Consider the following 21,863-nt stretch of genomic DNA (forward strand, 5'->3'; position numbering starts at 1 on the left):
GATAGAAACTATGGACGAAAAAGACAAGGAAAGTACAAATATAAAGGTTGATGATAAAGACAACCAAAGTCCTGAAAAGAACAAAGAAGACAATTTGGCAATAGGAATGTGTCTTGGAATTTGCATTGGGTCGGGTGTAGGCCAGCTGCTGTTTAATAATATTAGTCTTGGCATATCCATTGGTATGTGTCTTGGACTGGTAATTGGTTCAAGCATAAAAAAGAAAAAGTAATTGTATTTGGAAATCAGAATGTGAGTATACTTGCCATAAAAATAGACTTATTGCATAGGAAAATAATGAGAGGAGAAATTGATATGCCTTCAGAATATGAATTACGACTTGAAACGGTAAAAGATTACAAAGAGGTTGAAAACCTTACGAGAGAAGCATTCTGGAACAAATACCGTCCGGGATGTACGGAGCATTATGTCTTGCACCGTTATCGTATGTTGCCTGAATTCGTAAAGGAACTGGATTACGTAATCGAGGAAGAGGGTAAAATCGTAGCCCATATTATGTACAGTCGGGCTGAGATTGAGGAGGATAATGGGCAGATCATCCCAATTTTGATTTTTGGACCAGTTAGTGTTCTACCTGAAATGCAGGGCAAGGGCTACGGGGGAATCATCATCCGTCACACCTTGAATAAAGCAGCGGAGCTTGGCTATGGTGCAGTGGCTATTACAGGAAATCCTGACTATTACCACCGTTTCGGTTTTGTCAGCGGAAGTTCAGTGGGTATCTATTACTCTGATATGCCACGAGAGGAAGAAGCCCCATTCTTTATGGTAAAAACACTTAAAAATGGTTTCCTTGATGGTATCACAGGCACCTATCACGATCCTAAAGGTTATAAAACCAGCGAAGATGAAGTTGAAGCCTTTGACGCATCTTTCTCACCCAAGGAAAAAAAGAAGCTGCCGGGACAGCTTGCATGAATAATCAATGAAGGAATTTCAGAAGTTGCCAAAAAACAAATTACAAGTACTATTAAATATGACAGACTGTTGTCTTATTAAGATAGCTATAATAAGTTATAATTAATTGTAATTTGCGAAAGAGAGGTCAATACGATGTCATTTGATTATAAAAAGGAATACAAAGAATTTTATATGCCTTCAAAAAAACCTACTATTGTTACAATTCCAAAGATGAATTTTATTGCAGTACGTGGAAAAGGAAATCCAAACGATGAGAATGGTGAATACAGACAAGCCATAGGGTTGCTGTACGGAATTGCTTTCACCATCAAGATGAGCTATAAAGGTAATCATAAAATAGAGGGATATTTTGAATACGTTGTTCCTCCATTAGAAGGCTTTTGGTGGCAAGACGGTGTACAAGGTGTTGATTATACAAGAAAAGACACCTTTAATTGGATTTCTGTTATTAGACTGCCTGACTTTGTTTCAAAAGAAGATTTTGAATGGGCCATCAAGGAAGCTGAAAATAAGAAGAAAACGAATTTTTCAAAAGTTGAATTTTTTACGTACGACGAAGGCCTTTGTGTTCAATGTATGCACATTGGTTCTTATGACCATGAGCCTGCTACTATCCAGGCGATGAATGAGTACGCTCTGGAAAATGACTATGAAATTGATATTTCACAAAAAAGACTGCATCATGAAATATACTTAAGTGACCCAAGAAAATTCGATATAAATAAATTAAGAACAGTTTTGAGACATCCGATAAAAAAGAAAAATGATTGTTTATCTGAGAAAGGAAAACCAATATGAATAAACGAGGCGCAGGCGTAATATTTTGCTTAATAGCAGCAATTTTGTTTTCAACCCGTTATATAGCAGCAGCAATATTTATGGCAGGTGGTTCGTCATGGAATAGTGATTTGTTTTCCGCTGGACTAAGCTATGTTGGAACAACTCTGACGACTCTTAGTGTCATTAGTGCAATTATCGGAATTGGATACCTCGTATGTGCAGAAGTATTTGAAATTTACAAGTTTAAATGAGGGTATAAGGAGTAAGCGTATTAATAAAAGAAAGATATGGATTTTATTATCTATAATTATTTTGGTTATGGTGATTATGAAATTTGGTTTAAATGAGAGCTTAACAGTCAGTTATTATAAGGTTGAAAGCAATAAAATACAGAATACTATCCGTATTGCCTTCATTACAGATTTACATAGTTGTTATTATGGAGAAGGCCAGGAAGATTTATTAAATTGTATATACGAACAGAATCCCGATGTTGTTCTGCTTGGCGGCGATATTGTAGATGACCGGCTACCTTCTAAAAATGCGGCCATTACACTTAAAGCGTTGGCAGAGAAATATATTTGTTACTATGTTTCTGGAAATCATGAGTATAGAAGCGGAAAGATTGATGAGATAAAGAAAATGATTTCAGGATACGGCGTTGTGATTCTGGAGGGGCAAAGGGATACTGTTAATATAAAACAACAATTGATTAACATATGTGGTGTTGACGATGCGGATGTTGGAAAAAGCAGCTTTTTTCAGCAAATTGTAAACACTGAAAAGCAAGCGGACTCAGCCTTGTTTACAATATTCATGGCACATCGTCCGGAATATATAAAGACTTATTTGCAATATGATTTTGATTTGATATTAGCTGGCCATGCCCATGGTGGACAATGGAGAATACCCGGAGTTGTAAATGGTCTGCTTGCACCCAACCAAGGTTTCTTCCCTAAATATGCAGGAGGAGAATATGAATTTGGTGATAAAACCTTTATTGTTAGCCGTGGACTTGCCAGGGAATCAACCCGTATTCCAAGATTTTTTAATCCACCAGAAGTTGTAATTGTTGATATTTCTTCAATAAACTAATATAGAATGGGCTAATTTAGTTAGTGAATTAAATGCAAAGGTCATATTTAGGAATATCAGTGAGTTTAAAATCATTTTTTAACCGGAGATAATTTAAATGAAAAAGAAATTATTTTTATTGCTGCTGACAGCGTTAATGTTGCTTGTGGGAAGTAGCTGTGGAGCACAAACACCAGCAAATGATAGTATTGAGAAAAATTTGAAAGAAATACTCAATGGATTTGATGAATTTGCTAAATTAAAAAATGGTACATTACAAACAAATTTTTCTATGACAGCTGAAAAAAATGCAGTTAAAACCCTTGATGGAGGAAATATATCCAACCTCTCAATTACTACTTTTATTTTAAACGGAAATGGCTATGATTACATAGAGGAAAGGAAAGACTTTGATGAAGAGTCTGGGAAGTATGGATATTCTGCAACAAAACAGGTGAAGGGAAAGCAGTTTTTTGCATTTCCAATTCAAAAATCAAAAAAAGAAAAATTAAAGTCCTATAAATGGGAAGATATTAGTGATATTAATCACAAATATTATGAACCAAATGGAATTTTAAGAATGATGGCAGTACGCCCAAAAGTACTTTGTAACCTTGAATATATTGCTGACATTACAAAAGAGAAGAAAGGTGAATTCACGAAATACATATTAACACCAAATGCTAAATTTACAAAATATCTAAAGGAAAATGTTTATCGGCCAGAAGATAATTATAATGAATTAGAGCATCGTGAAATTTATTGGATTGATGAAGATGGACTTTTAATAAAACATCAAACTTATGGTAAATGTGAGTATACAATTGATGGTATACCAGATACCTATGTTTCAGATATGATAACAGAATTGACGGATTATAATGATAAAAAACTTACGGAAATTGATGATTTGGGCACTTCATTCTAAGTAAACTTATATTTATATTCGTAAGTTACCTTTATCGGCTAGTTCAATGTTTGGTTCATTTGGTGAAAATCCAAGGTTAGACTATGAATATATCATTTATGTATATAAAGCTAATTATGAACAGGCAAAAACATTAGTAAGGAGTATAGAACGATAATTTAAAAAGATTAATTAAAAGAAAAATACAGACCGTATAGAAAGGAGTCCTCCTGTGACATATTATGATGAACAATTACGGCTTCTCCAGAAGCAGGTTGCGCAAAAAAAGCGGAATGAGTCCAAGCTAAAAGAATTATACGTTCAGCGTCAGAAACTGAGTACTAAAGTTGATGAGCTAAAGAACAGTATGTTAGACGAGAAGGATGACGTTGACCGTTTAGAGAATCAAAGCTTAGCAGCTTTCTTTTATGGCGTCATCGGCAAGCTAGATGAAAAACTGGACAAAGAGCGAAAGGAAGCTTATGCAGCCAAACTCAAGTATGATGTGGCCGCCCGTGAGCTTTCGGCAGTGGAGAAAGAAATCCAGTACCTTGAGACAGAAATGAAACAGCTGCTTGGATGTGAACAGCAATATGAAAGAGCATTAAAGGCAAAGGCAGATATGATTAAATCCACTGATTCCCAAGAAGCTTTGAAGATATTCCAGAAGGAACAAAATATTGCTTACATAGAAAGTCAGAAGAAAGAAATTCAAGAAGCTCTAAATGTTGGGCATACGGCACTTGCTACGACCAACAGGATTCTTTCCAGTCTTGACAGTGCTGCGGGCTGGGGGACGTGGGATTTACTTGGTGGTGGATTGATTACGGATTTGGCCAAGCACAGCCAGCTGGACGAGGCACAGAACCAGGTTGGAGAGTTGCAGGCTCAGTTACGACATTTTAAAACAGAGTTGGCCGATGTGACTATTAATGCAGATATTCAGGTCAACATTGAAAGTTTTCTGAGATTTGCAGACTATTTTTTTGATGGAATGTTAGCTGATTACGCGGTGCTGGATAAAATCAACCAGTCTCAAGCGCAGGTTAGGAATACTAAGGGCCAGATTGAAGGTGTCATGAATCATTTAAACTCCATGCTGAGTAATACTAATAAAGAGTTGGAATGCGAAAAAATAATGCTGAATGATTTAATCGTGGATGCGGCAATGTAAAGTTGGACAGGTATGAAGGAGATGCAGTAATGAATTTTAAACGTAAAATCTTACAGATATTAGTTGTTTTAATGATTTTTGCGGCCACTACAATAACAGCATTTGGAGCCCCGTCAGCGTATATTTCAGGGGCAAAGATAAAAGGATTTAATGCAAATTACATCATTATTGATATGAACGATAAAAATGTGCGTCCAATGATGCTTACTGCAGGAAATGTCTTATGTTCTGCGGATTCCGTCTCCAATATGGCAAAAAATAATGGATGTTTTGCAGCCATAAATGGCACGTATTTTTCTGCGTACGATGGTATTCCTATATCCTGGGGAACCATTATAAAGAACGGAAAGGTATTACATATAAGTAATGGCGGTGCTGTAGCAGGATTTACCAGTGATGGCGAGCTGGTTATAGACAGACTTTCTTTTAATTTTAAAGGTTATATTAATGATGAATATCGCTGTATACCCTGGAGGATTAACCATCCAAGTGATGAAGCAGATGCTATAACTATTTTTACCCCTGAGTATGGTGCGGTTGTAAAACTGAAAGGGGGCGCCAAGGCACCTGTAGTGGAAAATGGAAAGGTTTCATACATAGCTACTTCAGATTTTTATGTACCGGCAGGGGATTTGCCATCGTCTATAATTCTCAGGTGGCAAATTTAGTAGACGAGCGTTTTAAAGTTGGTGATGCTGTCCGATATGAAGTGGAAATAAATACTACATTTACCAAACAATCCACTTGGGATAATGTGATTCAGGCAGTAGGGGCAGGACCAAGCTTAATTATCAATGGTCAGATAACCGCAAATGGACAAGCAGAACAGTTTTTTGAAAATAAGATAAATGTAGGTAAGGCTGCAAGAACCTTTATTGGTGCAGGAGCAGATGGAAAAGTAAGAATAGGGACTATTAATTCTGCTACTATTAAGGAAGCGGCAGAAGTATGCCAGAATCTTGGACTTATAAACGCTATGTGCTTAGATGGAGGCGGTTCCATAGCCTTGTATCATGATGGAAAAAGTATATCCTCTGGCAGAAATGTAAACAATGCTGTTGGTTTTATTTATAGCAACGGGGCAGAGCTAATAAAATCAAGCAGGATAAAAGTACAGGTGGACGGAATTAATACCGATTTTGAAGCTTATAATATAGGCGGAAATAATTATTTTAAACTTCGGGATATAGCTATGGCAGTAAAAGATACGGATAAGAAATTTGATGTAAGCTGGGACAATGAGAGAAAGGCTATTAACTTGTTATCGAAAACCCCGTATACTGCTATTGGTGGAGAACTTAATTCATCAGATGGTACTGCTAAAGCCATATCAAGCACTAGCCCTAAGATTTATGTTGATGGTGAGAGTAAGCCTCTTACAGCATACAATATAGGTGGAAATAACTACTTCAAGCTTCGGGAAGTAGCTGAACTGTTTGATATTAAAGTGGACTATGATAACAGTTCTAAAACTATTATATTAAATACCAGATAAGTGAATGGATTAAGATTATATACAGATAAAAATTCTTTGTAAAATAGGTTGCTTGTGCAACTCCTCTTGGATTTAATCAGAGTTAATATAAATATATTGTAACTGCATCATTAAGATTCAATGGTGTTTACAAATCCAATGAAATAGGAGAGGAGTAATTTATATGCATTATCAATTATCCCAGAATTGCACAGTTTTAGGAAAGGTTATTCAAAAGCCAGATATACAGATATCTTTTTTATCCTATCTCTTAAGAGGAAGTAAGAATATTTTAATTGATACCGTTCCTGAACGGGCAGCAGAGAAGTATTTAGAGGAATTGTCTCAATGTATGGACTTGACCTGTTTGGATGCTATCATTTTAAATCATTCAGAAGAGGATCATAGCGGAGCACTTAGATTGCTGCTCCCACATATACCAGATATTCCTGTATATTGTACTTTAGCCTGTAAAGAACGATTGAAAGATATGTATCCTACAGCAAATATTTTGGCTATGGAACATAACGCTGAACTACAGTTAGGAGAATATCAGTTCCGTTTCATACATACCCCTGGATTACATTGGGATGATAATATGGTTACTTATTGTGAAAATGATCAGACACTGTTTTCCAATGATTTATTTGGCCAATATTTAGGCAGTGAGCCTCCCTTAGATAATTATATTTCTTCAGAACAACTTATTTACAATATGAAAAGATATTATGAGAAAGTATTTAGTCATGCTAGCAAAGAGGAAAAGAAGGTTTTAGCAGACATAATTAACCTTAAGCTTAAGGTTATAGCCCTGGACATGGTGTTATTTTGTCCCAACAAATGAAAGAAGTGCTGGAATTCTACAAAGAAGTATAGTTATTGGTGCTACCGTGATTATCATTTTTACTTAAATCTCGGTAGCTTTTTGCATCTTTACTCATTAGTTTTGACACAGTGTTAGCTTTTTTATTGAAAATGGCTACCATAAAGCTTCAACTTTCATAAAATACGGTAGCATTTGCCCAAAATGCTACCGGAGATTTTGTTTTTTTATAATTATAAGATCAAAAACTTATTCTCTTATAATTGCGTTGTCTAATCATCCCAATTAGCATAAAAAAAGGCTGTTGCAAAATATCGGTTCTTTTGCAGCAGCCCCTTCTTTTGTTAAACTTGCTATTAATATTTTATCCCATTCCAATAGACAGGAGAGTACACCACTGTAATTTCAGGCAGTGTCACATCTTTTAATGCCCATTTCATAAACTCGTCAAAACCTGTACGGTCTACGATATAACCGATATGTTCTTTACCGCCGGGAGCATCAGAGTCAATGTATTTTGCTACATAATCATATGTGTTTAAAATAATTTTAGTAATACTTTCTTCATCAACCCATTTCATGAAATCTTCGCCCAAACGGGGATTCTTTTTCCCTGTACGACCGAAAAGGGTCAGACGATAATATTTTTCTTCGCTTCTTGACCAGGCCATGTTAGGGCAACTTAAGACACATTCGCCGCAGCCGATGCATTTTTCTTCATTGCGTAAGGGCCGATAATTTTCGGTCTTCAATGCCTCTACAGATTTTTTCCTACAGACTTTTACGCAGGCACCGCAGCTAATACAGCGGGAAGGGTCTAAGTGAGGCAGTGTCATGCCCATGATACCAAAATCATGCATTCTTACTTTGATGCAGTCATTTGGACAACCAGTTAGTGCAATTTTAAAATGCAGATCATGGGGAAATACTGATTTTTCCATTCGCTGGGCAAATGCCGTTGTATCATAGCAGGCATAAGGGCAGACTCTGTTTCCAACACAGGCAGGAATGTTACGAGTACCTGCTGCGGGATATCCGCCATTGACGGTTTCCTGATTAATCTTAAGACCCTCGATTAATTCCTGTAATGCAGCATTTACTTCTGGAATTTTTTCAAAAGGAATGCCGGGAATTTCAAATCCCTGTCGGCTGGTAATATGAATGGTTCCATTACCATAGGTCTGGGCAATCTCTTGAATTTTGCTAAGGTACTCTACTTTCAAATGTCCTCCGGGAACACGTACACGAGAGGCGGTAAAGCCCCGTGTCTTTGTAACACGAAAAGCATTTTTTCTCAACATTTTAGTATTAATATCCATTTTTTCGCCTCCCTTTTAATCAATTAAAGTTTTTCCTTTTGTATAATTAAATACAGGACCATCCAGACAGACATAGACATCACCAATTTTGCAATGACCGCATTTCCCTAATCCACAGCACATTTTTCGTTCCTGTGAAATCCATATATTTTCTTCTGGAATACCTATATTGAGCAAAGCCTGTACAGAGAATTTCATCATTGCCGGGGGACCCACAACAATTGCTACGGTGTTGTTTTTATCATTCAGCCTTAACCCAGGTATATATTTTGTAACAAGGCCCACATTATAATTAGAGGTTTCATCTGCATTATCTACTGTAAGTATAACATTGGCAGTTTTTTTCCAGCATTCTATGTCATTTAAAAATAAAATATCATCTGGCGTTTTAAAGCCACAGATTACTTTCATATTTTTTACTGCTTTTGGATGTTTTGAGAAGTAATCAATAACCCCACGGACAGGAGAGAGACCTGTGCCACCTGCAATCACAACAAGCTCTTTGTTTTTGTAAAGGTTTACATCAAAACCATTTCCATAGGGGCCTCTTAGCAACAGAGTATCTCCCAGATAATTTTCGAAAACCTCGTCAGTAACTTTACCGACACGGCGTATGGTTAAGTCAATAAAGTCTTTTCCGATACCGCTTACAGAGATAGGTGACTCACCATATTTTGGTATAGATACTTCGAAAAACTGTCCTGGTTTTATTTCTCCTGTATAAGACATACGGAAGGTGTATTCAATATCTGTGTGTTTAATTATATCTTTGATTTCAGATGGAAAAGGGACATAATCGTTTTGTAACATCATTTGGACACCTCCTTCATTCCCTCGGATAATTTGTTGATACAGTTTGAAAAAGAAATATACTCAGGGCATATATCATCGCAGCGGCCACAGCCCACACACATATGGTAACCGTTGCGCTTTTTATAATCATACACTTTATGCAGAACTTTAAATCGCATTCTTTGCCCGTTTTTCTTACGATAGCTGCCGCCACCGGCTACATCTGTAAATCCGTCTACCATACAGGAAGCCCAGACTCTACGACGTTCACCTACCTTGCCATTGTCGCTGTAATACATATCCTGCATGGAAAAACAGGTACAGGTAGGACATACAAAATTGCAGCGGCCACAATTAATACATCGGCTATCATATTCATCCCATATCTTACTTTGTGCCACTGTAAATTCAAGATTTCCCGGAATGGAAACCTGGATTAGATTCTCAGTTACGTATGAAGGCGCAACGGGCTCTTCAGCAAGATTTAAATCTGAAAGCTGTTTTTTCCAGTCTTTATTTTTACAATTAATGCGATAGTTTTCACCGGATTTGTCAATGCTCATTTCATAGTTTTCACAGCGATTTGTTCCCATGCTTACACAAAAACAATTCTCAAAGGAATGTTCACATCCAATAAGTACAAACTTTACTTTACTACGAATTTGCTGGTAATAATAATCAGCAGGTCCGTTATGAAGGTACATATCATCTAGCCGCTTCATACCATGTAAGTCACAGCTTCTGAGAAACACAATGATTTCCTTTTGAGTAATGTCTGCTTCTTTTGTTGATCCTTCCGTGAAAAAGAATAAGGTTTGGATGACTGGCAGAACAGTCTCTTTAAAGGAATACTCAGACTTTTCATCGAAAACAATCTGATCAATTGAAGTAACTTCACCATAACGAATACAATCTGTGTCAGAGTAAATACCACCATTCTTAAAGCGCTTTGGTGCAAAAATAAGATATTGTTTTGTCAATTGGGCAATAAATAAATCTAATATGTCATTTTTTGCAACATACCCCATAAAAGAACACCTCTTTTCTTAATTTTATATTGATATAGCTTTTATTGTTAATAAATTCACATATATTATATAAATATTATATCTAATAAAAAAGAATTAAAATGTTGCAATTGCAACATTTTAATTCTTTTTTAATAAATGAAATCGATTTTTTTCAAAATCCAGGATTCCTTCTTGTTTCATATTATTTAATTCTCTGGTAAGAGCGCTTCTGTTGGCACATAAATAATCTGCAAGTTCTAATCTTCCTAAAGGGATTTCAAAATAATTACTTTGATGAAACTGCGCCTGAATAGACATATAGGTGAGAATTTTTTCCCGCAGGCTCTTTTTTGATGTTATTTCTATCTTTTCCATTAATTGTGTATTTTTATCAGCAATCAGCTGAACCATATTTTCGATTAAACGATGGTGAAAAATACATGACATATTGCACGAATGTAAAATCTTATGAAAGGGCATAAACAAAATTTTACAATTCGTTGCAGCATAAAAGGATACTACGGAATTTAACTGGCTCCCACACGCAAATGTTTCGCCGAACAACTCTCCATTTTTAATGAATGTCAAAATTGTTTTATTTCCCCAGATGTCTTCTTTTATCATGTGAATGGTACCTTCAAGGATAACTCCGATTGAATGGATTGAATCATTTGACAGAAAAACAAATTCACCTTTTTTATAATTCCGGATATAACTTCCCAAACAGGTCAGCATGGGCATTAAATCGTCTGCTTTGATACCATGAAATAAGGCAGTCTGGCTGATTTTGTTTATATGTTCCTTCATGAGACACCTCCTATATAGGTAGAATTATACATACAAACCATTAAGGTTTCAATCTGAACATTAACAAAACCTTAAATGGAAACAAGTAACAAGATATGATATGATATCAGCAGAGTGAAAACTACATGGTAAATGAATTAATATTTGAAAGAGGCAAAATATGTTGATTGAAAACCCTGTCAGAACACCAAATTTAATGAATGAATTAACAGCAGTTTGGCTAGATTCTGTCAAAGCAACACATACTTTTTTAAGTGAAGACAATATAGATGAATTAATACCTTTTGTTCAGACAGGACTTCAAACAATCAGTAAATTGATTGTTGCTTATGAACTTAATCGTGCTGTGGGATTTATTGGTATAGAAGATGATAAGATAGAAATGTTGTTTGTTCAATCGGATTGTATTGGGATAGGGGTTGGTAAAAGCCTCATTTCAGAAGCTATTGATAAATACAATGTACAGTATGTTGATGTAAACGAACAGAACCCCAACGCTGCAGCATTCTATCAACACTTCAATTTTATAACCTTTGAGCGTACAGATTTTGATGAACAGGGAAATCCGTTTCCCATCTTAAAAATGAGACTTGAATATAAGAAAGAAGTATAGTGCTGAATCATTATGGGAGCTGTGGAATATGATCACAAGTGAATTAATAAATAAAAGTATTGATTATATGGTGCAACACTTAAATGAGGACATTTCCATTGAAGATGTTGCGAATTATTGCCATTTTTCAAAGTATCATTATAGCAGAATTTTTAAAGCAGAAACAGGAGAAAGTGTCTACGCTTTTATCAAACGTTTAAAAATGGAGCAAAGTGCTATAAGGCTTAAACTTGAGAAAGATAAACATATCACTGAAATTGGAGTTGATTATGGATATAGTTCATCAAATTATAGCTCTGCATTTAAGAAACACCACAACCTTTCTCCTGTGGAGTTTAGGCATGGAACAAATGAAACTTGTGTGCCACATCCTTTTTATCCAGACAATCCTGTAAAATTCCAGTCGTTTGAAGAATATGATGAACAAATCCGGATCAGGGAACTGGATGATTTTGTAGTTATTTATGAAAGACATTTAGGAAACTATATTGAGCTTGGGAAAGTGTGGGCTGAATTCACGGAAAAGTATAGTGACTATTATAAAGAAAATACACTTTTGATTGAAAAGTTCTATGATGATCCCTCTATTACAAGTTTAGATCAATGTTTATACGATATCTGCATGACAGTGGATAATAAATGTTCTCTTCATAATGTAACAACCATACCAGGGGGAAGTTTGCAGTTTATCGGTTCAATGGATTGATACAAGACATTTTTACTGCTTTTCAAGGGATATTCAATATTTGGCTGTCACATAGCAGTTATGAAATGGATGAACGCTATGGATTGGATATTTACCGGAATATTGACAGGCAGAACCTACGTGTTGAAATGGATTTATGCATACCTGTTAAATAGAGCAAGAATTCAGAAGTAAAAACCCCGACTTCATACTATAATCAGTATTGAATTAACTATGATTTAGAAAACTCAATATTTATAGTCAGATAGGAAGAAAAGTGGAGGAGTTTAAAGTGTTTGATATAAGAAAAATTCAGGAACAAGTGATTTATGGTGCTGTCAAAAGTATGAGTAATGATGAAACAGCAGGAGAAATCGTATATGGAAAAGGTGAGGCTGCCAAAACGGAGGATAATCCTACATGGGTAAAATCAACAATGAAGCGATTGGAAAACAAGTTTGACAAGCAGTCTGTTAATCAGATTAGAATGCACTGCCAGTGTGGGTATGGAATGGATGAAAAATTAGCTTTAGTAAAAGAACTGGTAAAATCTTCATCAAACATGGAGGAATTGGGAAATTTGGACAAAGCTAAAGCGGCAGGGTTGTTTTGCTCCAATGGAGAGTTATATCTGAAATTTCCTTTTTGTCCCTGTCCCATGCTTGCAGAGGTAGACAGATTGGATACAGATACATGGTGTCAATGTACCACTGGATACAGCAAAGTACTTTTTGAAGAAGCTTTTAAGTGTAAAGTGGATGTGGAACTTCTGAAAAGTATAAAAATGGGAGATGAAATATGCCTTATGAAAATAATACCCCAAGGGCATATATGGTAATAGATATATTTATGTGTGAGTTATTAATTATGTTTACGAGTAGGAGCAGTATAGATGGTAAATAAAAATACTAGAAATATTTTTGAAAATTTTTTAGATTCATATAATGAGTGCTTTAATAAAAAAGATTTGGCTGCTTTAAGAGAGTTTTATGATACAAATGACAATGTTTTAATATATTTTGATAATCATAAAAATAACGATACCTATAGCTTAGAAGAACATCTGAAACTGATATCTGATTTTTTCGAAAAGGGCAAATCAACTGAGTCAGGAGCTGTTGAACCCCTCATTATAGAGAACTTAAATATCTTGCATAAAGGTGAGGCAGCCTGCTTATGTTTTATTTCAAGATATAAAAGTTTCCCCGTTCCAGCGGTTAGAAGCACTTTGTATCTGGAATGTACAAATAGTGTATGGAAAATCAAACATGCTCATTTTTCGTTTGAACCTGAAAAGTAAGGAGGACACCGTAATGAAAGATTTCCCACAATTTATGAAAAATCAACTAAACCATATTGATAGCAGTCAGCAAAATACTAAGGACATAGATGGATATTATTTTGAGGGAAAGGACGGAAGCCAAATGGCCTATTGGACGTACTATGCAGATAGAGATTCTAAAGAGCAGGTGCATCAATTTGATGAATATACAGTATGTGTTGCCGGACAATACGTGGAAATCTTTGATGGAATTGAACATGTCTTAAATCCGGGGGATGAAATCGTTGTGCCTAAGGGAACGCTTCATTATGGAAGAGTAAAGGCAGGAACAAGAACAATACATTGTTTTGGAGGAAAGAGAATTAACCATTTATAATCATGCTAATTTAGCCATAGGGGATTAGATGAAAAAGAAGATAAAAGAAATTTAAAAGGTGAAAGAATGAATATTATTTCCATAAGAGAGAACTCTCATTATGCACGAGAGTCAATAACAACATTGGATACTATGAACATTATGGATTTGAATATATTGCACAGGGATATCATCCATGGGGAGAAAGTTCAAGAGTCTATCAGGCCAAACTATAACAACCAGCATGTTAATTTGAAAGGCAGTAATATGAGAAAGATTTTAATCAATGAAAATAATCGTTCAGACTTAACCATCATGCTATTTGTTGAGGGAACTATCCTAAAACCCAAATCATGGTTATCCCTATATAATCACAACTCTTATATACCCATTGGAAATGCAGTGGAAATCATAAAGAAGTGGCAAGAGCAAGGCGCAAATATTATCTACTGTACTTCACGAAAGAAAAAACAGGCAGATGCTATTGCAACTCTTTTAAAAAAATATAGTTTTGATGGATCTTTTTTGGTATCCAGAGAGTCAAAAGAAAGGTATAAAGACATAGTAGAAATGGTGAAGCCAGATATTTTGATTGAAGATGATTGCAAAAGTATTGGTGGGGCGTGGCAAATGTGTATTACAAAAGTAAATCAGGAAATCAGGAAAAAGATTTTGTCTATTATAGTGTCAGAGTTTAAGGGCATCGATAATCTGCCTGCTGATATTGACAGCTTGAAAACTTTTAGTGCAAATTCAAACTTATAAATATTGTATAATGAATTCTTGGATTTGCAAATAAATATAATACAGGAGGATAAATATGATTAGCGTATTTAAAAAGAAAGCTTCTAAATGGGCAGTTGCAGCCCTGTTAATTACAGTTTTATTAACAGGATGTTCAGATATAAAAGGTCAGGAAAATACATCAAAATCTATTGATAATTCTGCTTCTGGCAGCACCCAGACTCAAAAAGAAAATGTTTCTCAGAATTCTTCGGGAAGTACTTCAACTAAGTCTGATCAAAAAGAACTATTGTCAGATATAATGGAGTCTGCCAAGGAGGGAAAGGTTATTAATTGTGATATTGCTGCAAATGAAACAGCAAATATATGGGATATTGAAGAAAAATGGGGAAAAGCAGATAAGACAGAAGAATGGATTCCGGAGGCAAAAGGGTGTTATACAACCTATTCAAAATCTAACATTGTCTTTGGATCAAATAAAGGGGGAGCTATTTTTGAAATCAGATCTTTTGACAGCCAGCTGAAAAACATCTCTCTTTCCATGGTAAAAGACGCTTTTGGAAAGCCAGAATATGCGGTTAAAACCAACAATCAGCAGATTGTGGGATATACTGCAGATACGGACTATAAATTACTTTTTGTATTCCCAGAACCTTCAAAAAGTAATAAAGATCCTAAGCTTGATCATTACTGTGTTTTATATCCCAAAGGCACTGTTAATATAATGTCTGGAGATAAGGGAAGAGAATGGTAAAATAAATTACACATAAAGGAAGTACTATATGATAATCAGAAAAGCAGAGATAAAAGACTTAAAAGAACTATTGGATATTTATAATTATGAAGTTGAACATGGAGTAGCTACTTTTGATTTGAAGCTGAAAACTCTGGAGGAATGGAAAGGATGGTTTAGCACACATAATGTGGATAATCATCCCCTGTTTGTTGCCGAAGTAAATAACTGCGTTGCAGGATATGCTAGCCTGTCATCCTATAGAGAAAAGGAAGCTTACAAGGCTACCGTAGAACTATCTATATATATTGGAGCGGATTATAGAAAAAAGGGGATTGCTTCTGCTCTGATGGCATTTATTCTGGAAGAAGCCAGAAAGGATGAAGGAATACACACGGTGGTTTCGGTTATTACGGCGGGAAATGAAGCCAGCCGAAAGCTACATGAAAAATTTGGATTTGAGTACTGTGGTACTATCAAAGAAGTGGGAATAAAGTTTGGAGAATACAGAGATATTGAAAATTACAGGCTGGGGTGTAGGCAGACCTTTCAGTAAAATATTACAAACAAAAGGTTGACAACTGTGTACCATAATGCTATTGTTTAGGTACACAGTTGTTTACTTTTTACAAAGGGGGGTTAAACATATGAAGAAAATCAATTTGTCAGACGGTGAGTGGAGCATGATGAACATATTATGGCAGGATGCTCCCAAAACGATTACCCAGCTTACAGCTGAACTGAAAGAAGCCAGAGGCTGGAGTAAACATACCGTTATAACGATGCTTGGACGAATGGAATCAAAGAATGTAGTAAGATATGAAGAAGGAAACAGAGCAAAGCAGTATTATCCCACGGTTGAAAGAACCGAAACAGCACTGGGAGAAACAGAAAGCTTTCTCGAAAAAGTCTATTCAGGGAGTATAGGACTGATGGTCAACACCATGGTTGAGAAGAACAGTTTATCAAAGGATGAGATTGATGAATTGTATGCCATACTGAGAAAGGCAGAGGAGGGAGCAAAATGATAAATACAATCATATCCTCATCTGCATTGATTGTGATTATACTTATTATCAGGTTTTCCTTGAAGGGGAAAATCAATCCGATGTTGCAGTATGGCCTTTGGAGTCTTGTGGCCCTGCGGCTGGCGTTCTTTAACCTGTTGAATTTACATCCTATAGAAAGTGCCTTAAGTGTCATGAATGTGGCAGAGGATGTTACAAAAACAATACAGGGAATTTCAACAGCAGGACAAATTACTGGGGGAATACCCAGACAGGGATGGACCATAATGTTATGCCTGTTATGGATAGTATGAATACAGGCTTTATGGCAAGCAGCAGCATTGGGGAAACTGCTGTTAACTGGCATCTTGTCATAATGATTGTCTGGGCTATGGGGACTATTGCTATAGGGTTATGGCTTTTTTATTCAAATTTAAAATTTAGCAGGAAGATTGCTGGTAAGCGGACATTTTTAATGTCTGTAGAAACCCACTATAAAGAAAATCCAGATAATAAAGAAAAGAACCTTACAAATAAAAGAATGACAAAGAAAAAGAAAAAGAAAATGTGTCTGCCCGTGTATGTGGTTGATGGACTGTATTCTCCATGCCTTATGAAATATAGAGGAGAAACAGGCATATATGTGACCTCTGACTTGATTAACCAAAAAGAAAAGTTACGTTATGCCATTAATCATGAGCTGTGCCACTACAGACATCATGATTTAATCTGGTCTATGGTTCGTGGCATATTCTTAGCTTCTTATTGGTTCAATCCTTTAGTATGGGTGGCTGCAGTTATGTCTAAAAGAGATTGTGAACTTGCTTGTGATTATGGGGTAATCAGGGTAATAGGGAAAGACAACAGATTGGATTATGGAAAAGCTTTAGTGGATTTAATAAGTAGCCAGGAACAAAAAAATAATGTTTTTCAAATGGCTACCACTATGTGGGGAAGCTCAAAAGGAATAAAAGAAAGGGTTAACATGATTGTGGAAAATAAGAAAATGAAGATTCCCACGTTAATTGCAATACTTCTTATTGCTACACTGTCTGTGGGATTTACTTTTACAGAACCACTTACTAATGTAAAGGATTTTACTGATCAGCAAAAAATGCAGATTACTGCTTTCGCCACTAAATGGGCAGATGCGGTTACAGAAAGAGATGCCAGGACTATTTATGGTCTGTGTCAAAATAAAGAACTCTATTTAACTATTGGAGGAGTAGCAGAAAACGGCCAGTTATGGATGGGGGTATCAAGCCCGTGGCCATGGAACAGAGATTATAAAATCAATATTCTGGATTCATCTACAATTGAGATTTATTACTATTTCAGAACATCAATACCAACTGTTTATGCAGCCAAGGAAATTGTAACCATTAGGGAGATAGATGGTAAATATAAGGCAGCACAAGATAGTTGGAAACAATTTGATAAGGTTGAATCTAAGAAAGATTTTGATGAGGCTTATAAATTTGGATTCCCTGAACTTGAAGATTTCACGGAGACTTACCAGTTTCAAGCAGATGATAATACGGATTATAACAAGGGTAGAAAAGAAATTCTTGAAAACCCGGCTACTGCAGCAATAGATCAGTTAAACCTTGCTGGTGCCAGGGTTAGTGGTATTTATAAGGATGCCTATGCAAAAAAAGCCCTGGTTAAATTTGAGTGGAAAGACGGTGAAGGTACGGTTTATTTAACCCAGCCTGAATTTACAACTGAAAAGGGGAACAAGAAGCAGGCCACTGTGTGGGTGGTTTCTAATGAAAAATGGGGAACGAAAACCAATGGAAGCATTTAAAGGAGGGAAAAAGAGAATTTTTATATTTAAAACGGAATGGAGGGAATCTTGTGGAAGAAGAAGAAAAGATATTTGCGGGTAAAATGTTTGATCCACGTAAAAAGGAGTTGAAGGCCATTAAGCACAAGGCACATCTGGCGTGTCAGAGATACAATACAATGAATGAATTTGATCCGGACCGTTTACCTATAATCAGAGAATTTATAGGAAGTATTGGAAACACCTACTATTTTCAGGGACCAGTTCAGTTTAATTATGGCTGTCATACTTTTATAGGAGAAAACTTCTTTGCAAACTTTAATCTGATGATTATGGATGACGCCCGTATTTATATAGGTGATAATGTATGCTTTGGACCAAATGTATCATTAATGGCTACTTCTCATCCCTGATAGCCCAGGAACGTATGGGTCTTGATGAAAGGGGAAATACCACAATGGCCGAATATGCAGAAGAAATTCATATTGGCAATAACGTGTGGATTGCCTGCAATGCTGTTGTATTAGGTGGTGTACATATAGGCAACAATGTAGTAATTGGTGCTGGCAGTGTTGTAACAAAAGACATTCCAGATAATTATCTTGCATTTGGCAACCCTTGCAGGCCGGTCCGCCTGATTACAGAATCAGATAGTAAAAAGGATTTAATTTTACAAGAAGATATCAAACATTTTGAATATAATATTAAATAAATGCTTGATTAAGATTTCTGCTTTCATTTAAAAGCAGAAAGTGGAAAGCAAAAAACATTTTATTTTTTAATAATTTATGATATAATTAGTAATAATATAATATACAGAAATTGGAGGAGCCTGTCACCAAAGGGATAAAATCTCTTTTTGGTTAGTAGGCTCTTTTTGTATTTTTTTGAAAAAGAAAGGAAACACGAATGGTTTTAATATTTCAATTAGCTATCATATTGATTGCATCTAAAGTTGCTGGAAGTTTGAGCGTAAGGCTTGGACAGCCCTCTGTTCTGGGCAAACTCTTAATCGGTATTGTACTTGGACCTTCTGTCCTAGGTCTTGTGGAAGGAACTGAAGTTCTAGGAAACTTAAGCGAGATTGGAGTGATACTGCTTATGTTCATTGCCGGATTAGAAACAGATTTCAAGGAATTTAAAAGGACAGGAGCAGCAGCCACATTAGTGGGACTCAGTGGAATTATTGTACCCTTTGGATTTGGACTAGCCGCAGGAAGTTTCTTGAACTTTTCTACCATAGGCTCCTGGTTTTTAGGATTATTACTTTCAGCTACAAGTGTGAGTATATCTGTTCAGACATTAAAAGAAATGGACCGGCTGAAGACTCGGGAAGGAGCTGCTATTTTAGGGGCAGCTGTTATTGACGATGTAGTGGTTATTATTGCGTTAGCATTCTTAATGAGCTTTACCAGCAGTGATGTTAATTTAAGTGTTGTTATCTTAAAGAAAGTATTATTTTTTGCAGGAGCTATTGCCATAGGGTGGAAAGGTGTTCCATGGTTCATGAATAAATTCACTTCTTTAAAAGTAACAGAAACGGTTATTTCCTCTGCATTAATCATATGTTTCACTTTTGCATATTTAGCAGAATACACAGGTGTTGCCGCAATCATAGGGTCTTATATGGCAGGAGTAGCTGTAAGTGCTACAGACTATAAAAGTGAAGTGCTTGAAAAGGTTGAAACTATTAGTTATTCAATATTTGTTCCTGTATTTTTTACATCCATTGGTGTTACAGCTCAGTTTACAGGAATAGGCAAAAGTTTACCTGTTATAATATTCATAAGCATAATTGCTATTCTTTCAAAGCTCATTGGAGCTTCAGCAGGTGCTAAAATATCTGGATTCAGTTGGAGAAGTGCGTTAGGCATAGGATCTGCCATGGTTTCAAGGGGGGAAGTAGCTCTTATTATGGCAACTATCGGCTTGGACAATAATTTATTAAGTTCGGATTTCTATGCGGTAATCGTTGTTGTGGTCCTTGTGACGACAATTGCTACTCCTTTAATGATGAAATGGTCTTTCAGCAATTAAAGAAGGAATCAGCGGATTATTTTTATATGGAAAATTATAGTAATATATAATATAATATTATTATTTATAAAAGAATGCCAAAATTATTCTCAAATACAAAGTGAAAATATGGATGGGATAGATTTTAAGGGGTTAAATTTATGCAGATTAAATGGGAAAAAATCAAAGTAATAGTTCTTATAGCTTGTATTCTGTTAGCTTTATTTGGGATATACCAGTTAATTAGCAGACTGTCATTTGTTGGGGATCGGAATTTTACTTTAGGTGGAGGGTATACCTGTGACAAAATGCCTTTTGATACCATGTCCTTTGAAATCGATGGTTCCAACAAATTTACTTATTACTATGGTAATGAGCAATTAGTAGACAATGGAACGTTTACTAAAGTTTCAGATGGTGTTTACAGCTTGAATTCTTCAACGTTTTTTAAAGATGAAAAGCTGAAATGCTACAAGAAATATCCCTCGGAAAGTGGTTTTAAAGTAAAGATTAACGGGGTGGAGTGCAAGTTTGTTCAGCAGACCAGCGAACCTGTTTATATAAATAAGAATACAGAGTAGGCACAAAAAGAACAAATAAAGCTTATAACTGCATATACACGGAAATCTGTAAAATAAGAAAGTCTTTAGGATTAATTTATAAAAACTTAAGATTTATCAGTTAGACTGGATATGAAAATCTGTTATACTTATAAAGTAAGTTATAAAAAATGTAGTATCTTGTAGATTAAGGGGATTTTATGAAGTATCAATCACGTAACTGGTTAAAAATAAGGAAATACTTAATGCTTTTTATCATTTTCAGCATTTTAGTTTTATCAGGGATAGTAATAACAATGCCATATTGGGATTCTATCATGGCATTGTTAAGTAATCCAGACAACATCAAGAATTTTGTTGAGAGCTACGGTATGTACGGAACGTTAGTTTTCATTGCCTTTCAAATTATTCAAATCGTAATAGCTATTATACCGGGAGAACCGATTCAGATTGCCGGAGGCTATATATATGGGACCTTTGGGGGATTTATTCTTTCAACAATCGGGATAATGACTGGCTCTGTTATAGCTTTTTTTATTTCTAGAAAATTCGGATTGCCAGTAGTAAAGTTATTTGTAAAACAGGACAAATTATTTTATTATAAGGATAAGTTTGAGAGCAAAAAAGGATTGCTGATTATTTTTATTCTTTGTTTTATCCCGGGCGTTCCCAAGGATATTCTTGTTTATGCAGCAGGGCTTACCCTGATCCGATTCCGGATTTTCTTTACTATTTATTTCTTCGCCCGTATTCCTGCCGGTATTTTAGCAAGCTATATGGGGGCACAGTTAGGACAGAATAATTTTGGAGGCTTTGTTCTTTCTGCAATCATTGCAGTGATTATGATTGGAACTGGGTATTTCTTTAAAGAGAAGATCTATAGGCTGCTTAAATCATAAATTATTTATTAAAATTAAATATTAATTATAAAATATATAACGGGAAAAGGTGTCATAGTGAGAAATCCTTTCATAGACTGG

Annotated in this window: 29 protein-coding genes and 1 pseudogene; 26 read left to right on the plus strand and 4 right to left on the minus strand. The window is 35.6% G+C overall.

From position 1 onward, the window contains the following. Positions 1-10: 10 nt before the first annotated feature. From Ami3637_RS14960 to Ami3637_RS15005, 10 genes are all read left to right on the plus strand, one after another. A complete protein-coding gene (locus tag Ami3637_RS14960) occupies positions 11-232 on the plus strand; it encodes a DUF2700 domain-containing protein (protein ID WP_162363264.1) in 222 nt (73 codons plus the stop codon). 20 nt (positions 233-252) lie between these two features. Continuing rightward, positions 253-939 carry a GNAT family N-acetyltransferase gene (locus Ami3637_RS14965; protein ID WP_243158035.1) on the plus strand — a complete coding sequence of 229 codons (687 nt, stop codon included), beginning with the start codon at positions 253-255 and terminating at the stop codon, positions 937-939. Between the two features lie 135 nt (positions 940-1,074). After that, a complete protein-coding gene (locus tag Ami3637_RS14970; RefSeq protein ID WP_162363265.1) occupies positions 1,075-1,740 on the plus strand; it encodes a GyrI-like domain-containing protein in 666 nt (221 codons plus the stop codon). Further along, the gene (locus Ami3637_RS14975; protein ID WP_162363266.1) at positions 1,737-1,973 is read left to right on the plus strand and encodes a hypothetical protein; all 237 of its coding nucleotides are present in this window, start codon (positions 1,737-1,739) and stop codon (positions 1,971-1,973) included. Before Ami3637_RS14970 ends, Ami3637_RS14975 begins: the two co-directional genes overlap by 4 nt. 76 nt (positions 1,974-2,049) lie before the next feature. Continuing rightward, positions 2,050-2,817, plus strand: coding sequence for a metallophosphoesterase (locus tag Ami3637_RS14980; protein WP_243158036.1), 768 nt, complete (start codon positions 2,050-2,052; stop codon positions 2,815-2,817). A gap of 136 nt (positions 2,818-2,953) precedes the next feature. Then, positions 2,954-3,724, plus strand: a complete 771-nt coding sequence (locus Ami3637_RS14985; protein ID WP_162363268.1) for a hypothetical protein — start codon at positions 2,954-2,956, stop codon at positions 3,722-3,724. Positions 3,725-3,935: 211 nt separating this feature from the next. After that, positions 3,936-4,877, plus strand: coding sequence for a hypothetical protein (locus Ami3637_RS14990; protein WP_162363269.1), 942 nt, complete (start codon positions 3,936-3,938; stop codon positions 4,875-4,877). Positions 4,878-4,906: 29 nt separating this feature from the next. Then, on the plus strand, positions 4,907-5,545 hold the full coding sequence (locus Ami3637_RS14995) for a phosphodiester glycosidase family protein (RefSeq protein ID WP_162363270.1): 639 nt from the start codon (positions 4,907-4,909) through the stop codon (positions 5,543-5,545). Beyond that, entirely contained in the window at positions 5,533-6,372 is an 840-nt protein-coding gene (locus tag Ami3637_RS15000) for a phosphodiester glycosidase family protein (protein WP_162363271.1), read from the plus strand. Before Ami3637_RS14995 ends, Ami3637_RS15000 begins: the two co-directional genes overlap by 13 nt. 163 nt (positions 6,373-6,535) lie before the next feature. Next, positions 6,536-7,195 (plus strand): oxygen-binding di-iron domain-containing protein, encoded by a 660-nt coding sequence (locus tag Ami3637_RS15005; RefSeq protein ID WP_202931063.1) that lies wholly within the window; start codon positions 6,536-6,538, stop codon positions 7,193-7,195. 335 nt (positions 7,196-7,530) lie between these two features. Here Ami3637_RS15005 and asrC read toward each other — a convergent pair whose 3' ends face one another. The 4 genes from asrC to Ami3637_RS15025 form a co-directional block, all read right to left on the minus strand. After that, positions 7,531-8,493 carry a sulfite reductase subunit C gene (gene asrC / locus Ami3637_RS15010; protein WP_162363272.1) on the minus strand — a complete coding sequence of 321 codons (963 nt, stop codon included), beginning with the start codon at positions 8,491-8,493 and terminating at the stop codon, positions 7,531-7,533. Positions 8,494-8,508: 15 nt separating this feature from the next. Then, entirely contained in the window at positions 8,509-9,306 is a 798-nt protein-coding gene (gene asrB, locus Ami3637_RS15015; protein WP_330586686.1) for an anaerobic sulfite reductase subunit AsrB, read from the minus strand. Then, positions 9,303-10,313: an anaerobic sulfite reductase subunit AsrA gene (gene asrA / locus Ami3637_RS15020; protein ID WP_162363273.1), complete on the minus strand. Its 1,011-nt coding sequence runs from the start codon at positions 10,311-10,313 to the stop codon at positions 9,303-9,305. The genes asrB and asrA overlap by 4 nt, the downstream gene beginning before the upstream one ends. A 120-nt stretch (positions 10,314-10,433) precedes the next feature. Further along, the gene (locus Ami3637_RS15025; protein WP_162363274.1) at positions 10,434-11,102 is read right to left on the minus strand and encodes a Crp/Fnr family transcriptional regulator; all 669 of its coding nucleotides are present in this window, start codon (positions 11,100-11,102) and stop codon (positions 10,434-10,436) included. Between the two features lie 160 nt (positions 11,103-11,262). On the opposite strand from Ami3637_RS15025, the gene Ami3637_RS15030 reads away from it, so the two are divergent. The 16 genes and pseudogenes from Ami3637_RS15030 (at position 11,263) to Ami3637_RS15100 (ending at position 21,782) form a co-directional block, all read left to right on the plus strand. Continuing rightward, the gene (locus Ami3637_RS15030; protein WP_162363275.1) at positions 11,263-11,715 is read left to right on the plus strand and encodes a GNAT family N-acetyltransferase; all 453 of its coding nucleotides are present in this window, start codon (positions 11,263-11,265) and stop codon (positions 11,713-11,715) included. Positions 11,716-11,782: 67 nt separating this feature from the next. Beyond that, positions 11,783-12,576: pseudogene (locus tag Ami3637_RS15035) on the plus strand (AraC family transcriptional regulator). A gap of 116 nt (positions 12,577-12,692) precedes the next feature. Next, positions 12,693-13,238: a DUF6144 family protein gene (locus Ami3637_RS15040; protein WP_162363276.1), complete on the plus strand. Its 546-nt coding sequence runs from the start codon at positions 12,693-12,695 to the stop codon at positions 13,236-13,238. Between the two features lie 54 nt (positions 13,239-13,292). Next, a complete protein-coding gene (locus Ami3637_RS15045; RefSeq protein WP_162363277.1) occupies positions 13,293-13,700 on the plus strand; it encodes a nuclear transport factor 2 family protein in 408 nt (135 codons plus the stop codon). A gap of 13 nt (positions 13,701-13,713) precedes the next feature. Continuing rightward, positions 13,714-14,058, plus strand: a complete 345-nt coding sequence (locus Ami3637_RS15050; RefSeq protein WP_162363278.1) for a cupin domain-containing protein — start codon at positions 13,714-13,716, stop codon at positions 14,056-14,058. A 66-nt stretch (positions 14,059-14,124) separates the two neighbouring features. Beyond that, positions 14,125-14,802 (plus strand): LNS2 domain-containing protein, encoded by a 678-nt coding sequence (locus tag Ami3637_RS15055; protein WP_162363279.1) that lies wholly within the window; start codon positions 14,125-14,127, stop codon positions 14,800-14,802. 55 nt (positions 14,803-14,857) lie between these two features. Next, on the plus strand, positions 14,858-15,535 hold the full coding sequence (locus Ami3637_RS15060) for a YjgB family protein (RefSeq protein ID WP_243158037.1): 678 nt from the start codon (positions 14,858-14,860) through the stop codon (positions 15,533-15,535). A 28-nt stretch (positions 15,536-15,563) separates the two neighbouring features. Then, positions 15,564-16,070 carry a GNAT family N-acetyltransferase gene (locus Ami3637_RS15065; RefSeq protein ID WP_162363280.1) on the plus strand — a complete coding sequence of 169 codons (507 nt, stop codon included), beginning with the start codon at positions 15,564-15,566 and terminating at the stop codon, positions 16,068-16,070. A gap of 91 nt (positions 16,071-16,161) precedes the next feature. Further along, positions 16,162-16,542: a BlaI/MecI/CopY family transcriptional regulator gene (locus tag Ami3637_RS15070; protein WP_162363281.1), complete on the plus strand. Its 381-nt coding sequence runs from the start codon at positions 16,162-16,164 to the stop codon at positions 16,540-16,542. Beyond that, complete coding sequence (locus Ami3637_RS15075; RefSeq protein WP_162363282.1) at positions 16,539-16,835, plus strand: M56 family metallopeptidase; 297 nt, start codon at positions 16,539-16,541, stop codon at positions 16,833-16,835. The genes Ami3637_RS15070 and Ami3637_RS15075 overlap by 4 nt, the downstream gene beginning before the upstream one ends. Next, positions 16,799-18,328 carry a M56 family metallopeptidase gene (locus tag Ami3637_RS15080; protein WP_162363283.1) on the plus strand — a complete coding sequence of 510 codons (1,530 nt, stop codon included), beginning with the start codon at positions 16,799-16,801 and terminating at the stop codon, positions 18,326-18,328. The genes Ami3637_RS15075 and Ami3637_RS15080 overlap by 37 nt, the downstream gene beginning before the upstream one ends. Positions 18,329-18,378: 50 nt before the next feature. Continuing rightward, on the plus strand, positions 18,379-18,720 hold the full coding sequence (locus Ami3637_RS18795; RefSeq protein ID WP_330586688.1) for a maltose acetyltransferase domain-containing protein: 342 nt from the start codon (positions 18,379-18,381) through the stop codon (positions 18,718-18,720). After that, complete coding sequence (locus tag Ami3637_RS18800; protein WP_330586689.1) at positions 18,675-19,019, plus strand: LbetaH domain-containing protein; 345 nt, start codon at positions 18,675-18,677, stop codon at positions 19,017-19,019. The genes Ami3637_RS18795 and Ami3637_RS18800 overlap by 46 nt, the downstream gene beginning before the upstream one ends. Before the next feature lie 197 nt (positions 19,020-19,216). Continuing rightward, entirely contained in the window at positions 19,217-20,344 is a 1,128-nt protein-coding gene (locus Ami3637_RS15090; RefSeq protein ID WP_162363284.1) for a cation:proton antiporter, read from the plus strand. Between the two features lie 140 nt (positions 20,345-20,484). Beyond that, entirely contained in the window at positions 20,485-20,904 is a 420-nt protein-coding gene (locus tag Ami3637_RS15095; protein ID WP_162363285.1) for a hypothetical protein, read from the plus strand. A 179-nt stretch (positions 20,905-21,083) separates the two neighbouring features. Further along, positions 21,084-21,782 (plus strand): TVP38/TMEM64 family protein, encoded by a 699-nt coding sequence (locus tag Ami3637_RS15100; protein WP_162363286.1) that lies wholly within the window; start codon positions 21,084-21,086, stop codon positions 21,780-21,782. Positions 21,783-21,863 lie beyond the last annotated feature (81 nt).

The sequence above is a fragment of the Aminipila terrae genome (genome assembly GCF_010120715.1).
GTDB classification, from domain to species: domain Bacteria; phylum Bacillota; class Clostridia; order Peptostreptococcales; family Anaerovoracaceae; genus Aminipila; species Aminipila terrae.